Raw genomic sequence first — 16,742 nt, 5'->3', positions numbered from 1 at the left:
TACTATACTGCATTTCCGTAACTAGACTTTTTGGTAAAGTACTTCCCTATTACTTTAGGTGGTGCTATTGTCTTCCATTTTGTGTAATCAAACCAAAAAAGTTCTCTTTTTACTACTGCACATAATTCATTTTTTTGATTATAAAAACAAATTTCAATATTCATTTTTTGCTCACACATCCCTAATGCTATAAAATTAAGCTTTACTGTAAAAACTTCTGTAAAAATAAGGTGTTTATATTGTTTAATGGTATCATTCTTTTTTTGTAAGCCTACTTTTAATGAATTCATTTTAAGTTTTGTAAAACCATTAACAAATAAGAAAGTCTCCACAAGTATAGAGGTGTATTTTAAATAAGCTGAATTTTCAATTAACATGAAATCATTTACATCCTCTCCTTTAACCGTATATTTTCTCTGAAACATTTTTATTTTTTTAATTATTAAAAGTAGGCTGTTATCATATTATTTATAACAACCTACTTATCCCCCATTATTAAAATGTTCTTGAAATATTGAATCCAAAATGAATATCGCCTCCAAAAAAGTTTCCTGTTGTTTCTGTAATAAAACTTTTCTCTATCATAGTAATGGCATTTGATAAAATTAACTGAAATACATGTCCGCCAGTTTCTATATCTACTCCAAAAGCTAGAGAGTTTCTAGCATTTATAGATGTAGATTCATTAAATGCTAAAAAATATTCACCATTTAAAGAAACCCTTTTACTTAATTTAAATCTAGTGCCTACTCCTAAAGCAAAAATACCATTAGGATCATCTGTTTGTCTTACAGTATTTCTGTGTACATAAGTTGGTGTTAATTGATAAGAAAATTCTGAACTCACTTTTCTTGCTATTAATACTTGCCCTACATAAGATAAATTTTCTACAAAACTTCTTTCTTTTATACCAAATGGTTCATCTTTAGTTTTAGCTGCAACACTACCAAAAAGAGAAATAGCAAAAGGAAAAGGTTTATCACCTCTCTTTTGTTTCACTAAACTATATTTTAAAAAAGAATCGAATGTTTTTTCAAAACTACTTCTACCAATACCAATAGTTAAATTATCATTTAAACCATATTCTAGAGAAAAACGTACATTGGTTTCATCTAAACCAAATAATTCTTTAAACCCTGAATTTATTCGGCCAAACCTATGAGAAATAATAAATTCTAATTCTTTATCCTTTCTGTTTTCTATAGAATGTCCATTTAAAATTCTTGTTCCTTTAAAGGTCGAAGTTACAATATCTTCTTTTCCATCTTTTGGAGTTTCTTCATCTAAAACATCTAATAAATCATCTTGAGAATAGGTAAAAATGGTTAAGAAAGACAATAATAATGTGAAAGTTAACTTTTTCATGAGTGATTATTTCTTATAAGGTTTATGATTAAATTTAAAACTTACTTTGATATTTTCTTGTATGTTTTTTGAAACAACAGCAGGTATTTTAATATTAAAATCAGCTAGGTTTACAATAAACTCTCCATCTACATTAATTGCTTCTTTTGATTTTGCAAAATTGGCTTCTATAGTAATTTCTTTAGAAATTCCATGAATTGTTAAAGTTCCTGTTACTTTTGCTTTACTTTTTGTTAATTCTATGGTATCAAAATCTAAAATACGTCCTTTAAAAGTAGCTTTTGGATACTTGTCTGACTCTACATAATTTTCATTAAAGTGCTCTTGCATTAATGCTTTTTTAAACATAAACGATTTCATTAAAATAGAAATTGCCATTTTGCCAGAAGAAGCATCAATAATACTTAATACTTGATTGTTATCTGCTTTAATATCTTCTATTGGCGTAGATGAGAAAAAAGTAATTGACCCGTTTTTTGTTAAATACCTTTCTTGAGCACAGATTAGACTCGTAAATAGAAAGTATATCAATACTGTGTAAATTGTTTTCATTTTATAGTTTTAGTTGATTATTTCGCACTTTACAAGTATCACATCCATTAAATATCCTGTACAGATTCCTTTTAATCTAACAGGTTTCCCCACTTTTAAAGTATTCATTTTTTGAGTTGAATTATCAGATAAATGACACAAAACGCTTCCAAAATCATCGTTGGTTTTTAGCGTTATAATTCCTTTTTTATTTTCAAGAGTCAATTCAGATATTTCTCCAGAAACTTCAATGATTTTTTCTAAATAATTTGAGTTCGCTAAATTTTCATTTGTAGAGAAATCGCTTTGGATTTTATCTGCAGAAATAACAATATCAGATTTAGAATCTGCAACATCTACGTGAGGTTTATTGTACATTTTATAAGCTACAAAAGCGCCAATGATTCCCAGAATTAAAATTACAAGTGTGATTCTTTTTTTTGTCATAATCAAGATTTTAATTATTTAAGGATCCTGCATCTACCCAAATACTAATTGCTTGAATTTCTTCATCAGTTAACGTGCCTCCAATTGGCATTCTTTTACTTTCTACTTCTGCTTTTATTCTTGCTGCATTAGCACTAACACCTGCATAAGTTTCAAGATTTGGTGATGTTCCTCCTGCTGTACTATGACATTGTGTACAATTATTATCTATAATTGGCTTTACATGCACATTAAAAGTTATTTCACTAACAGGCTCTTCGATAATAACCTCTTCATCTACATTACTTAAACAAGATGTAAAAAAGATTGCTGTTAGAACCAAAAAGAGTTGTTGTTTAAATAGGATGTTATTTTTCATAATTGTTGTTTTTATTGCTTTGTAAATTAACCATAATTATATGATTTACAAAGTATCAACTTATATGAAAGGGAAAAATTTAAAATAAATGAGGAAAAAAACTCCTTAAAATTCTAACTAAAAAACAAATGCTACTACATGTTTAGCCACTGCTTAAACTCAGCTGCTTTGTTTTTACTTATAATTATTTCTTCTGAAGTTTTAGATCTTAATAAAATCTTTAATTGACTTTTACCATATTTAATAATCTTATCAATTGCTGCAATACTGATGATAAATTGTCTATTTGCTCTAAAAAATAATGAAGCATCTAAATTGGTATACATATCATCTAAACTTGCATTAGTTGTAGATCTTTTTCCGTCAAAACAAACAACATATGTAATGGTATTTTCTGTATAGATATAGGCAATATCTTTTATTGGTGTGGGTACCAATTCATTTCTTAAATAGGTTAAAATTCTTTTTCTTTCTTTATCCGAAGTTTCTTCAATAGGCTTACTTTCTTTATTTTCCTCAACCTTTTTTTCTCTATAAGATACCAAATCTGTATTTAATTTTGATAAACTAATTACTTCTGTAGCTAAAGAATTGTTCTTTAATTCAAGTTGTTTTTCATACGCACTTCCAATAACTCTAACCGCTAAAAAAGAAAGTACAATTACTAAAACTCCCATAATTAGAAAAATGAGATAGAAGTTATTTTTCAATGCATTCATTTGATTTCGAATACTTTTAACATTCACATTTGCAGCAATTATTAGATCAGAATTTTTAATAGGTGATATATATATAACCTCAGAGGTTTTTTTAGTATTATTAGTTGAATTGCTTACTAAAACGTCGTACAAATCATCAGAAGAATTTTTCTCTTTTAGAGATGTTAGCAAAGATTCATTTGAGTTTATTTCTAAACCTAACTCAACAATATTAGGATGACAGACAATTTTACCTCCCCAATTAAACACACTTATAAACCAACTGTCTGTATTGGTTTTTGAAATAGTATTTTGTAAATTATTAATAACTTTTTCTTTCGAAATTCCTTGGGTTAATTGGTAATTTATAAAGTTTGCAACTTCATTAGCTTCTCTTTTAGTAGATTCTACCTGTACTTCTATTAGCTGATTTGCACTTACTTTGATAAAATATTCAGAAGCAATAGATGCTACAAATAGAAAAACCACTGTTATAGAAAGGAAGGTTAAAAAATATAATTTGTCTTTTTTCATAATTTTAAATACGCTCGAAATATAAGACTATTTTATTTTTTCAGTAATATCTTTTTTCGCTTTCAACTGCTATTTTTCGCTTTTAAGAAGTATTTTTTCTAAATACACGTCAAATTTGTTTACTTTGAAGTAGAATTCATGTTATGAATAAAAAGTCTACTTTCTTTTATGCTATTGCACTTTTACTAATTTTAGTAAATATCTACACTTATGTTATACCCTATTTTCAAAAAAGTGATATCAACCTTGAAAATGTGAATTTTGAAGCTCAAATTAATTCTGATGATTTAATTGCTTCTTATCTTTCTAATGAGAACAAAACAAACACAAATTTTAATGGAAAAATAATTGAAGTTACTGGTAATGTTAAAGAAGTTACTTTTTTAAACAATAGAAATACAGTAATATTGTATGGAGAAAATAAAGATTCTGGGATTATTTGTGATGTTCATCCAAGTCAAATCGAAAAGCTTAAATTACTAACAATACATCAAAAAATAGCTGTAAAAGGTATTTGTAAAGGATTTTTAAAAGACGTAATTCTATTAAATTGCATTATAGACAACCAACCTAATGAATAAATTTTTATTTTTTTTAATCATATGTATTATAAATATATATGATTTCACTGCACAAAACCAATTTATTGCACGTCAAGGTCAAATAACTTTTTTCTCATATGCATCTGTAGAAAATATTGAAGCCCAAAACAATCAAGTACTAAGTATACTTGATGTAAAAACCAAAAAAGTAGCTGTAAGCATGTTAATGAGAGCTTTTGTATTTAAAAAAGATTTGATGTACGAACATTTTAATGAAAGTTATATTGAGTCTGATATTTATCCAAAAGCAACTTTTGAAGGTGATATTCTCAACTTTGATAAAAATGCAACCCGTCAAACTAAATTAATTAATGGAGTTTTAAACATTCATGGAATTTCGAAAGAAACTAAGATTAAGTCAACAATAGAAAATAATAACGGAACCTACTCTATTTATGGAGAATGTAAAGTTTTAGTTAAAGATTTTGATATTAAAATTCCGCCAATATTATCTAGTAACATAGCAAAATCAATTACTATTAAGTTTAAATTTCAATACCAACCTTATGATGAATAGTAAACACTTTTTTCTGATATTGACCTGTATATTTTTTGTTGATTTTAACGCTAATGCTCAAGATTTATTAAAAAAACTAGACAAAGAATTCACAAACATACCTCTATATGAAATTGCAACTTTTAAAACTACTAGAATTGGTCTAGGACAATCTATAGAAACCAGAAAAAAAGGAGCTCTAGAAATCTCGCTATACAATAGATATTGGGATAAACCAAACACTCAAAGTCAAAGTTTTTTAGCAGATGAAGTAAATACAAGGTATGGTTTAGCTTTTTCTTTTTCAGACAACTTTACAATAGGTTTTGGATATTCTAATTTTGATAAAATCTCTGATGGATACCTAAAATACAGAATTATAAGACAACGTATTAACTCTAAAAAAATGCCAATTAGTATTACATTGGTTCAAAATTTCTCACATCGAAAATTTAAAAATACTAATGCAAATTTATATTCGCCAAATTCATCTGAAAACAGATATGCTTTTTCTACGCAAGCATTAATTGCAAGAAAATTTAGCCCTGAATTATCTTTACAGGTTGCTCCTACTTTTATTCATAGAGCCACACCTAATTCTAGTAATGATTCTAAAAGTCAGTTTGCTATTGGTTTTGGAGGAAGACAAAAAATAGGAGCACATACTTCTATTGTTTCAGAATATTTTTATGTTGCCAATACTATAAAATCTATGGGTACTTTCAATTCTTTTTTAGTGGGTATTAATTGGGAAGTTAGTGACTTAATGTTACAGTTTCATTTAACTAATGCGCGTAATTTTGCAGAAGACACTTTTATATCACAAACCACTAATAACTTTAATTTTAAAGATCCAAACTTACACTTTGGTTTTAATGCTACTTTTATATTACATACTAAAAAGAAGAAAATAAATAAAGATTAATATAAAATTTAAAAAAAATAATCTTCACACTAATGAAAAACCTCTAATTCAAAACAAGAATTAGAGGTTTTATATATCATAAATTTAAGAAAATTACTTACTCAAATACATTTTTCTACGAGAATATAAGTCATAAAAATCATCATCTTTTAAACTATCAATAAACAAGATACTTTCTCCTGTAGATTTCATTTCTGGTCCTAAACGTTTATCAACATTAGGAAATTTATTAAATGAGAATACAGGTTGCTTGATTGCATAACCATCTAATTGAGGCTTAAAATTAAAATCAGTTACTTTTTTCTCACCTAACATTACCTTTGTTGCATAATTTACATACGGTTCTTTGTATGCCTTAGCAATAAAAGGAACTGTTCTTGATGCTCTTGGATTGGCTTCTATAATGTAAACAGTGTCATCTTTAATAGCAAACTGAATGTTTATTAAACCAACTGTTTTTAATTCTGTGGCAATAACATTTGTATGATCTATAATTTGTTGCATTACTAAGTCACCTAAATTAAAGGCTGGTAATGTTGCATTTGAATCTCCAGAGTGAATTCCACAAGGTTCAATGTGCTCCATAATTCCAATAATGTAAACATTTCCATCAGCATCACAAATAGCATCTGCTTCTGCTTCTATCGCTCCATCTAAATAATGGTCTAATAACAATTTATTATTTGGAATCTTACGCAATAAATCAACAACATGTTCTACCAATTCTTCTTTATTGATGACAATTTTCATTCCTTGACCACCTAAAACATAAGAAGGTCTCACCAAAATTGGGAAGTTCAATTCGTCAGCTAAAGCCAGTGCTTCATCTGCAGTTTCTGCAACACCAAATTCTGGATAAGGAATATTATTGTCTTTTAATAATGTAGAGAATCTTCCTCTATCTTCTGCTATATCAAGAGCTTCAAAAGAAGTTCCAATAATTTTAATTCCATATTTAGTTAACTTTTCTGCTAGTTTTAAAGCAGTTTGCCCACCTAATTGCACAATAACACCTTCTGGTTTTTCATGTCTGATGATATCGTAAATATGTTCCCAGAAAACAGGCTCAAAATATAATTTATCAGCAGTATCAAAATCCGTAGAAACTGTTTCTGGGTTACAGTTGATCATTATCGTTTCATAACCACATTCTGCAGCTGCTAAAACACCATGAACACAACAGTAATCAAACTCAATTCCTTGTCCTATTCTATTAGGTCCAGAACCTAAAACCACTATTTTTTTCTTATCTGTAACTATACTTTCGTTTGCTACTACTCTTTCTCCTTGGGCAGTTTCTATCTCGCTTTCGAAAGTTGAGTAATAATAAGGAGTTTTCGCTTTAAATTCAGCTGCACAAGTATCAACTAACTTATAAACTCTCTGAATTTTTAATTCATCTCTTTTATTGTATACCTCACTTTCTAAACAATCTAACATATGGGCAATTTGTCTATCACCATATCCTTTTTGTTTCGCTTCTAATAATAAGTCTCTGTCTATATTATTAATGGTAAACGTTGAAATCTCTTTTTCTAATTGAAATAATTCTTCATATTGCTTTAAATACCACATGTCTATTTTTGTGATATCATAAATTTTGCTCAACGGAATCCCCATTGCAATAGCATCGTAAATAGCAAAAACTCTGTCCCAACTTGCGTTAGTTAGTTTATCTATGATTTCATTATAATTGGTATATCCTTTTCCGTCTGCACCTAAACCATTTCTTTTGATTTCTAAAGATTGAGTGGCTTTGTGTAATGCTTCTTGGAAAGAACGTCCAATTCCCATTACTTCTCCTACTGCTTTCATTTGCAAACCTAAAGTTCTGTCTGATCCTTCAAATTTATCAAAGTTCCAACGTGGAATTTTTACAATTACATAATCTAAAGTTGGCTCAAATAAAGCTGATGTAGATTTTGTAATTCCGTTTTCTAATTCATCTAAAGAATAACCAATAGCTAATTTTGTTGCCACTTTTGCAATAGGATAACCAGTTGCTTTAGAAGCTAATGCTGATGAACGAGAAACACGTGGATTGATTTCAATAGCGATAATGTCTTCCTTTTCATCTGGAGAAACTGCAAACTGAACATTACATCCACCTTCAAAATCACCAATAGAACGCATCATATGAATTGCCATATCACGCATTTTTTGATAGGTTTTGTCAGATAATGTCATTGCTGGTGCAACTGTAATAGAATCTCCAGTATGAATACCCATTGGGTCCATATTTTCAATAGAACAGATAATCACAACATTATCATTCTTATCACGCAACAATTCTAATTCATACTCTTTCCATCCCATCATTGCTTTATCAATCATCACCTCATGAATTGGTGATGCTTCTAAACCAACTCTTAACAAATCATCAAAATCTTCTGCTTTGTAAACAATTGATGCTCCTGCTCCACCTAAGGTATATGAAGAACGAATTACTAATGGAAAACCAAATTCTTGCGCAATTTCTTTACCTTTTAAGAAAGAAGTGGCTGTAGCTTGAGGTGCCATTGGCACACCAATTTCCCCCATCAATTCTCTAAACTGCTCTCTATCTTCTGTAACATTAATGGCATTAATATCAACACCTATCATTTTTACACCAAAATCACTCCAAATTCCTTTATCATCTGCTTCTATACATAAATTTAAAGCAGTTTGTCCTCCCATAGTTGGCAAAACAGCGTCTATTTGTGGATGCTCTTTTAAGATTTGTATGATAGATTTAGTTGTTAATGGCAATAGATATACATGATCTGCCATGGATGGATCTGTCATAATAGTTGCAGGATTGGAGTTGATTAAAATAGTTTCAATTCCATCCTCTCTTAAAGAACGTAAAGATTGTGATCCAGAATAATCAAATTCGCAGGCTTGTCCAATAACGATTGGTCCAGATCCGATAATTAAAATTGAATTAAGGTCTTGTCTTTTTGGCATTGTAAGTTGTTGTATTATTAAGTTTTACAAAAATAGTTAGTGCTTGGATATAAAAAAAGGTGTTACTTAAAAAAAGTAACACCTTATATTAACAATTGTTAATCATTTATCTTTTATGTCTTGTTTCAGATGAAACAGATAATTTCTTTCTTCCTTTTGCTCTTCTACGAGCTAATACCTTTCTACCGTTAGCAGAAGCCATTCTCTCTCTGAAACCGTGTTTGTTTCTTCTCTTTCTCTTTGATGGTTGATACGTTCTTTTTGGCATTACTCTATATTTTAAAAGTCTTCTTAATTTTTTATTGTGTTAACGATAAATATTACCTCGTTAAAAGCGTGGGCAAATATACAACTGTTTTTATATATCACAAAAACAAAATGTAAAAAAATTAAATTTATTTTATCCTTCTAAAAATTCTTTTAAAACACTTTTTTATCAATTGATTTTCACTTTTGTAAGTAGCTATTTTAAGGTTATCTTCATACTGATTTGTTTCAAAATTAAAGTTTGGATTATCGTAAACAGAACTTTTACAATTCAGTTCTAAAGCAATTGTGTTGTTTTTTACATCAAAAATCTTAAAAAAGACAACAGAACCAGCCAAAACGTTACTCTTATATCGTAAAGATTTATATTGCGGGTAATATTGATTGTTTATTTGGCTAGCTGTTAATGTTTTAGTGAGTACTATGTAATCTAAGTCTGTGGTTTTTTGTAAATTTTCTTTGTATTCTTTTGACAAATTATAATCAAGTGTAAAAGGAATAATTATTTTGCCATTAACATCCTTGTAATTTTCTTTAAAATAAATATTTCCTTTCAATTCTTCTTTAAAAAAAACTGCTAATTGCTCATTATAATCATCCGTACTTTTTGCAATGAAATGCAATTGTGTGGGATTTATTAAATATTTAACCTTTTTATTCTTATCTAATTTTGATGTAAACCAAAGATTTTGAACTGAAAAATTAGCTGGTTTACGTTCAAAATGCTTGGGAAATAAAAAAGAGCAACTACTAAATAAGCCAATACTGAGTAAAATAAATATTTTTTTCATGACTACAGTTTTATCAACAAGTATTCCAATTATGTCTCGAATTAATTATTTGTTTAGAATTATTCATCTTTTTATTTGCAATAAAACCTAGAGTTAGTACTTTTGCGCAAACCTAAAAGAACCATGAGTAATACTAAATACGTTTTTGTAACAGGAGGCGTAACATCATCACTTGGAAAAGGAATTATAGCAGCTTCTTTAGCGAAATTGCTTCAACAGAGAGGATTCTCTGTAACCATCCAAAAGTTAGACCCATATATAAATATTGATCCAGGAACATTAAACCCATATGAACATGGTGAATGCTATGTTACAGATGATGGCGCAGAAACCGACCTAGATTTAGGTCATTATGAGCGTTATTTAAACATTCCTACTTCGCAAGCTAATAATGTTACTACAGGTAGAATTTATCAATCTGTAATAGACAAAGAAAGAAGAGGAGATTTTTTAGGAAAAACGGTGCAAGTAATTCCCCATATTACAGATGAAATTAAACACAGAATTCAACTTTTAGGTGATACTGGTGAGTATGATATTGTAATCACTGAAATTGGAGGAACAGTTGGTGATATAGAATCACTACCTTATGTAGAATCTGTAAGACAAATGCTTTGGGAAAAAGGTGAAGATAACGCAATTGTTATTCATTTAACTTTAATCCCTTTTTTAGCAGCTGCAGGTGAGTTAAAAACAAAACCAACACAACACTCTGTAAAAAGTTTAATGCAAAGTGGTGTAAGTCCCGATATTTTGGTGTGTAGAACAGAGCATCAAATTTCTGATGATATTAAACGTAAATTAGCTTTGTTTTGTAATGTTAAAAAAGAAGATGTTATTCAATCTATCGATGCAGAAACCATTTATGATGTGCCTAACTTAATGTTAGAAGAAGGTTTAGATGAAGTGGTTTTGAAAAAATTAAAGCTAACATCAGAAAAAAAACCTGAACTTAAAGTTTGGAACGAATTTTTAAGAAAACATAAAAACCCTACCTCTGAAGTAGAAATTGCTTTAATTGGTAAATATATTGAGTTACAAGATTCTTATAAATCAATCACAGAAGCATTTATTCATGCTGGTTCTTCTAATGAAACCAAAGTAAAAGTTCGTTGGGTACATTCTGAAAGTTTAACTCCAAAGAATTATGAGAATAAATTAAAAGGAGTTGATGGTATTTTAGTTGCTCCTGGTTTTGGTGATCGAGGAATTGATGGTAAAATTAAAGCAGTACAATATGCCAGAGAAAATAAAATTCCGTTTTTCGGAATTTGTTTAGGAATGCAAATGGCTGTCATTGAATTCTCTAAAAATGTTTTAGGTTTGGTGGATGCATTTTCTACCGAGATGAAAAAGGATTGTAAAAATCCTGTCATCAATTTAATGGAAAGTCAAGAAGATGTTACTGATAAAGGCGGAACAATGCGTTTAGGTGCTTGGGATTGTAAATTAGAAAAAGATTCTAAAATTCATGGAGCTTATCAAAAAGAACTAATCAGCGAACGTCACAGACACAGATATGAATTCAATAGCGATTATAAAGATCAAATTGAGTTAAAAGGGATGAAAGCTACAGGTATTAACCCTAGAACAGGTTTGGTAGAAGTAGTAGAAATACCTTCTCATCCTTGGTTTGTTGGGGTACAATACCATCCAGAATATAAAAGTACCGTGTTAAACCCACATCCTTTATTTGTAGATTTTATCAAGGCTGCATTAAAATACTCAAAAAAATAAATTTTAAAACGGAACACATTTTGAACTATAAAGGTTCATAAAATATAAAGCCTTAAAATCATATTAAAAAGGGCTTTTTCACTACATTTGTCGCGTTTTTATCAGATAAAAATCTGATTTAATGACAAATTGACAACATAAAAAAATGGAACAAAAAAAATTTGATCTGAATTCCTTCATAGGAATGGTATTACTAGGTGGTATTTTGATTTGGTGGATGAATACCAGTCAAACAGAAGAACCTAAAGACACTTCTACTAAAACAGAACAAGTTGTAGATTCAACAAAAAATACAACCAATACTGTAACTGAAAAGAAACCAGTTTTCGAAAACGATTCACTCAAAAAAGTTGCTTTTACCAATCAATTAGGAGCATTTGCAAAAAGTGCTATTAGTGGTACTGACGGAACTTCTGTCTTAGAAAATGAAGTTGTTCGTTTGGTGATCAATAATAAAGGTGGACAAATCATAGAAGCACAAGTAAAGAATTACAAAACTTATGATTCTTTGCCTTTGTATTTAGTTAAAGACAAAAATGCCTCTTTTAATATCAATTTTGGTACAACTGACAATAGAATCTTAAATACCAAAGATTTATTTTTTGAACCTTCAATTACTAAAAACGGAGAGAATCAAATAGTTTCTATGAAACTAAAAGTTTCTGACAGCCAGTATTTGGAGTATAGATACGAAATGAAACCTAACGAATATATGGTGGATTTTGCAGTACGTTCTCAAGGTTTGTCTAATGTGATAAATTCTTCTAACCCTATCAACTTAGACTGGGCTTTAAATGGATATAGAAATGAAAAAAGTATGCGTACAGAAAATACCATGTACACAAACTACTACTATAAAGCAGAAGATGATGTTGATTACATTAATGCTGGTAAATCTGAAGTTTTAAATGATTTAGATTGGGTTGCTTATAAACAACACTTCTTTACTTCTAATTTATTATCTGATACACCATTTAACAATGCAACTATCACTTCTACAGATTTAGTTAAAAACGAAGAAATTGATACCGTTTTCACCAAACGTTTTGAGTTAAAAACTCCTTTAGCATTAACCAATGGTGAGTTGAATTATAATATGAAATGGTTTTACGGACCTAGTGATTACAACTTATTAAAAACATACGAAGGAACAGACTTAGGAGATAGTGCAGATTTAGGTTGGGGAATTTTCGGGTTCTTAAACAGAACTATATTCTATCCTGTATTTAATATGCTAAAAGGATTATTATCAAATTACGGGTTAATCATCATTTTAATGACGATTGTTGTACGTATTTTAATGTCTCCTTTGGTATATAAATCTTATGTATCAAGTGCAAAAATGAAGGTAATCCGTCCTGAATTGACTGCTTTGAACGAGAAATACCCTGGAAAAGAAAACGCAATGAAGCGTCAGCAAGAAACCATGGCAATTCAGCGAAAAGCTGGTGTAAGCATGATGTCTGGTTGTATTCCTGCATTATTACAAATGCCAATATTCTTTGCCTTATTTAAGTTTTTTCCAACAAATTTAGATTTACGTCAAGAAAGCTTTTTATGGGCTGGAGATTTATCTTCTTATGATACCATTTTTACATTACCGTTTAAGATTCCATTTTATGGAGATCACGTGAGTTTGTTTCCAATATTGGCTTCAATTGCTATTTTCTTTTACATGAAAATGAATCAGAGTCAGCAAGCTAATATGCAAGCGCCAACGCAAGAAGGAATGCCAGATATGAGTAAAATGATGAAGTACATGATTTACTTCTCTCCTATTATGATGTTGTTCTTCTTTAACAATTATGCAAGTTCTTTAAGTTTGTATTACTTTATTTCTAACTTACTAACTATTGCAATTATGTTAGTTATTAAGAATTATGTAATTGATGAAGATAAAATTCATGCTCAAATAGAAGAAAACAAAAAGAAACCTAAAAAAACAAGCAAGTTTAGACAACGTATTGATGCTGCTATGAAACAAGCACAAGAACAACAAGCTAAACAACAAAAGCGTAAGTAAGAAATATCTTTCTGATTAGTTTCAGAATCTAATGATAAAAAAACCGAAGCTTAATTGTTTCGGTTTTTTTTTATTGATGATGATTATCACAACTTAAACCAATAACAAATATTATTTTTGTAAAGTAAAATTGAATCCAAATGAAATCAAATCCTACGTTAACACTTTCTGAAGAAGAAATGAAAGCTTATGGTTATAAAGTTGTAGATACTATTGTAGAACACTTTAAAAATCAGCATAAAAAAGATCCTGTTTTTAATGCTAGTAGACAAGAAATGGATTCTATATTTTTAGAACAAGCCCCAGAGCAAGGTAAAGATAGCTCTGAAGTTTTGGATTTTGTTGTGGAAAATGTTTTAGAAGCCACTGATATTTTATCTCACCCAAAATCCTATTCTTTTGTTCCAGGCCCAAGCAATTACATTAGTGCTATGGCAGATACATTAGCCACAGGATTTAATATTTTTTCTGGAGGATGGGTCAATGCTCCTGCGGCTGCAGAACTAGAAATTGTAACGATTAATTGGTTGCTAAAGCTTTTTAAATTTCCAACAAAAAAAGGTGGAGGAATTTTTACCAGTGGTGGTTCTATGGCAAACTTAACAGCATTAGTAACTGCAAGAAGGCAAAAATGTGGTGATGATTTTTCGAAAGCTGTTATTTATCTATCAGATCAAACACATTCTTCAAATATCAAAGCCATTAGAACTATTGGTTTTAGAAAAGAACAGATAAGAATTATTCCAACAGATATTGAGTTTAAACTGTCTATTAATAAATTAAAGAATGTAATCGCTAAAGATAGATTAGAAGGCTTACAACCTTTTTGTTTGATAGGAACTGCTGGCGCTACAAATACTGGAACTGTAGATCCGTTAGTAGCAATGAGTAAAATTTGTAAAGAAGAAGATATTTGGTTTCATGTTGATGCTGCTTATGGTGGAGCTTCTATTTTGGCAAAAAACGGACATCAATTACTAAAAGGAATTCAAAAAGCAGATTCAATTACGGTAGATCCACATAAATGGTTTTTTCAACCTTATGAAATGGGGTGTTTGTTGGTAAGAAATCACAAATGGCTGAGTAAAACTTTTACTGAAAAACCAGAATATTTAAGAGATATCGAAGGTAATACTTCAGAAATTAACTTCTATGATCATGGAATTCAATTGACAAGACGTTTTAGAGCTTTAAAGTTTTACATGTCTATCAAAACTTTTGGATTACAATCGTTTAGAGAAGCCATTGATTACTCTATAAACCTTGCAGAAAAAACAGAAAGTTATTTAAGAAAAAGTTCGAATTGGGAAATTGTTTCTCCTGCAACTTTGGGGATTATTAACTTTAGATTTAATCCAATAACAAAGCAATTACCAGAAAAAGAATTGGATGAGTTGAATCAAAAAATATCTCAAGAAATCATCAATTCTAAAGAAGCCATGTTGGTTACAACTGTATTACAAAAACAAATTGTTTTGCGAATGTGTTTGATAAATCCAAGAACTACTTTTAAAGATGTAAAACAAACTTTAGAAAAATGTGTAGCATTTGGAAAAGAATTGACTAAATAATTTAGTTTTTTACTTCTACCTTTTTTAGCGTTTAATTTTTAAGTTGATAAAATACTGTTATGTGACTTTTGTCACATTTGCCTTGAAATGCTTATCGTAAGTTTGTGATAGGTAAGATAATAGAAGTATTCAACTAATAAAATATTATGACTAAAGTAATTAAAATTCTAGGAACAGGATGTTCAAAATGTCAAAGTATGACCAGTATTGTTCAAGATGTAATCAAAGAAAATAACATCAATGCTACCGTTGAAAAAGTAGAAGATATTATGGAGATTATGGAATACAATGTAATGAGTACTCCTGCTTTGGTAGTAGATGGTATCATTACAGTTAAAGGAAGAGTACCCAATAAAACTGAAGTTCTCGATATTTTAAAATCTAATAATTCTATAAAAGAAGACAATTCAAAAACTAGTTGTTGTTCTAAAAATTGTAATTGCTAATTTTTTTAAATGTTTGATTGGATACAAAATATAGCAGATTGGTTGGTCTATGATATTTTTAATCTAGAAAAAGGGCAACATTTAGCTGAAGCTTTAAACTTCTTTATTTACGACACAACAAAGATTTTAATACTGCTCTTCTTTGTTATTTTTTTAATGGGAATTGTAAATAGTTATTTCCCAATAGATAAAGTTAAAAACTACCTTTCAAGAAAAAAACTTTATGGACTAGAATACCTTATGGCTAGTCTTTTTGGAGTGGTAACTCCATTTTGTTCTTGCTCTTCAGTCCCTTTGTTCATTGGTTTTGTAAGAGGTGGTATTCCTTTAGGAGTAACCTTTGCTTTTTTAATTACTTCACCTTTGGTGAATGAAGTTGCAATCGGACTTTTTATTGGCTTGTTTGGAGTAAAAACAACAATCATTTATATAATTAGTGGAATTTTATTGGGTACAATTTCTGGAATTATCCTTCAAAAATTAAAATTGGAAAAATATCTAACTCCTTGGGTAAAGAAAGTATTGAAAAATGCTCAAAAAGAACAAGATATATTTCAAGCAGAAAAACAAACGTTTAACCAACGATTACCTATTATTTGGGCTGAAGTTCAAAAAATTCTAAAAGGTATCTTTCCCTATGTTATATTGGGTATAGCAATTGGCGGATTAATGCATGGTTATATTCCAGAGGGATTTTTTGAAAAATACATGGACAAAGACAATCTTTTTGCGGTTCCAGTTGCTACTATTTTAGCAATACCAATGTATTCAAATGCATCAGGTATTCTACCTGTTGTTCAGGTTTTAGTTGCTAAAGGAATTCCTTTAGGAACAGCTATTGCTTTTATGATGGGTGTAGTTGGACTTTCTCTTCCTGAAGCAATGCTTCTCAAAAAAGTGATGACCTTAAAACTGATCGCTATCTTTTTTGGAGTGGTAACACTTTGTATTATAATATCTGGATATCTTTTTAATCTGATATTATAAGAACCAAAAGAACAA

General features: G+C 29.5%; 17 protein-coding genes. 8 read left to right on the top strand and 9 right to left on the bottom strand.

Annotated elements, in window-relative coordinates:
- Positions 1-2: 2 nt before the first annotated feature.
- The 6 genes from FP421_RS02810 to FP421_RS02785 all read right to left on the bottom strand — a co-directional run bounded on the left by FP421_RS02810 (position 3) and on the right by FP421_RS02785 (position 3,933).
- Positions 3-425: a thioesterase family protein gene (locus FP421_RS02810; protein ID WP_159947403.1), complete on the bottom strand. Its 423-nt coding sequence runs from the start codon at positions 423-425 to the stop codon at positions 3-5.
- Positions 426-495: 70 nt separating this feature from the next.
- Positions 496-1,365: a DUF5777 family beta-barrel protein gene (locus tag FP421_RS02805; RefSeq protein WP_159947401.1), complete on the bottom strand. Its 870-nt coding sequence runs from the start codon at positions 1,363-1,365 to the stop codon at positions 496-498.
- 6 nt (positions 1,366-1,371) lie between these two features.
- Positions 1,372-1,917, bottom strand: coding sequence for a YceI family protein (locus FP421_RS02800; RefSeq protein ID WP_159947399.1), 546 nt, complete (start codon positions 1,915-1,917; stop codon positions 1,372-1,374).
- Positions 1,918-1,926: 9 nt separating this feature from the next.
- Complete coding sequence (locus tag FP421_RS02795; RefSeq protein WP_159947397.1) at positions 1,927-2,343, bottom strand: OB-fold protein; 417 nt, start codon at positions 2,341-2,343, stop codon at positions 1,927-1,929.
- A 10-nt stretch (positions 2,344-2,353) separates the two neighbouring features.
- A complete protein-coding gene (locus tag FP421_RS02790; RefSeq protein WP_159947395.1) occupies positions 2,354-2,701 on the bottom strand; it encodes a c-type cytochrome in 348 nt (115 codons plus the stop codon).
- A gap of 134 nt (positions 2,702-2,835) precedes the next feature.
- The gene (locus FP421_RS02785) at positions 2,836-3,933 is read right to left on the bottom strand and encodes a LytR/AlgR family response regulator transcription factor (protein ID WP_159947393.1); all 1,098 of its coding nucleotides are present in this window, start codon (positions 3,931-3,933) and stop codon (positions 2,836-2,838) included.
- Between the two features lie 143 nt (positions 3,934-4,076).
- Here FP421_RS02785 and FP421_RS02780 point away from each other — a divergent pair, with 143 nt between their 5' ends.
- The 3 genes from FP421_RS02780 to FP421_RS02770 are packed head-to-tail and all read left to right on the top strand — an operon-like array spanning position 4,077 to position 5,956.
- Entirely contained in the window at positions 4,077-4,514 is a 438-nt protein-coding gene (locus tag FP421_RS02780) for an OB-fold protein (protein WP_159947391.1), read from the top strand.
- Positions 4,507-5,052, top strand: coding sequence for a YceI family protein (locus FP421_RS02775; protein ID WP_159947389.1), 546 nt, complete (start codon positions 4,507-4,509; stop codon positions 5,050-5,052). Before FP421_RS02780 ends, FP421_RS02775 begins: the two co-directional genes overlap by 8 nt.
- Positions 5,042-5,956 (top strand): DUF5777 family beta-barrel protein, encoded by a 915-nt coding sequence (locus FP421_RS02770; RefSeq protein ID WP_236548007.1) that lies wholly within the window; start codon positions 5,042-5,044, stop codon positions 5,954-5,956. Before FP421_RS02775 ends, FP421_RS02770 begins: the two co-directional genes overlap by 11 nt.
- A 93-nt stretch (positions 5,957-6,049) precedes the next feature.
- On the opposite strand, the gene carB is transcribed toward FP421_RS02770, so the two are convergent.
- From carB to FP421_RS02755, 3 genes are all read right to left on the bottom strand, one after another.
- Positions 6,050-8,905 (bottom strand): carbamoyl-phosphate synthase large subunit, encoded by a 2,856-nt coding sequence (gene carB / locus FP421_RS02765; RefSeq protein WP_159947387.1) that lies wholly within the window; start codon positions 8,903-8,905, stop codon positions 6,050-6,052.
- 106 nt (positions 8,906-9,011) lie between these two features.
- On the bottom strand, positions 9,012-9,173 hold the full coding sequence (rpmH, locus tag FP421_RS02760; RefSeq protein ID WP_086030875.1) for a 50S ribosomal protein L34: 162 nt from the start codon (positions 9,171-9,173) through the stop codon (positions 9,012-9,014).
- Between the two features lie 127 nt (positions 9,174-9,300).
- Complete coding sequence (locus FP421_RS02755; RefSeq protein ID WP_159947378.1) at positions 9,301-9,963, bottom strand: hypothetical protein; 663 nt, start codon at positions 9,961-9,963, stop codon at positions 9,301-9,303.
- A gap of 123 nt (positions 9,964-10,086) precedes the next feature.
- Here FP421_RS02755 and FP421_RS02750 point away from each other — a divergent pair, with 123 nt between their 5' ends.
- From FP421_RS02750 to FP421_RS02730, 5 genes are all read left to right on the top strand, one after another.
- Positions 10,087-11,700: a CTP synthase gene (locus FP421_RS02750; protein ID WP_159947376.1), complete on the top strand. Its 1,614-nt coding sequence runs from the start codon at positions 10,087-10,089 to the stop codon at positions 11,698-11,700.
- A gap of 145 nt (positions 11,701-11,845) precedes the next feature.
- Entirely contained in the window at positions 11,846-13,723 is a 1,878-nt protein-coding gene (gene yidC / locus FP421_RS02745; RefSeq protein WP_159947374.1) for a membrane protein insertase YidC, read from the top strand.
- 140 nt (positions 13,724-13,863) lie between these two features.
- The gene (locus FP421_RS02740) at positions 13,864-15,294 is read left to right on the top strand and encodes a pyridoxal phosphate-dependent decarboxylase family protein (RefSeq protein WP_159947372.1); all 1,431 of its coding nucleotides are present in this window, start codon (positions 13,864-13,866) and stop codon (positions 15,292-15,294) included.
- 146 nt (positions 15,295-15,440) lie between these two features.
- Entirely contained in the window at positions 15,441-15,740 is a 300-nt protein-coding gene (locus tag FP421_RS02735) for a thioredoxin family protein (protein WP_159947370.1), read from the top strand.
- Positions 15,741-15,749: 9 nt separating this feature from the next.
- The gene (locus tag FP421_RS02730) at positions 15,750-16,727 is read left to right on the top strand and encodes a permease (RefSeq protein WP_159947368.1); all 978 of its coding nucleotides are present in this window, start codon (positions 15,750-15,752) and stop codon (positions 16,725-16,727) included.
- The last annotated feature ends 15 nt before the right edge of the window (positions 16,728-16,742 follow it).

Origin of the sequence: Polaribacter septentrionalilitoris (genome assembly GCF_009832745.1) — a bacterium.
In the GTDB taxonomy this organism is placed as follows: Bacteria; Bacteroidota; Bacteroidia; order Flavobacteriales; family Flavobacteriaceae; genus Polaribacter; species Polaribacter septentrionalilitoris.
Note: the sequence above shows the minus strand (reverse complement) of the source record. Positions and strands in the feature narration are given on the sequence as shown.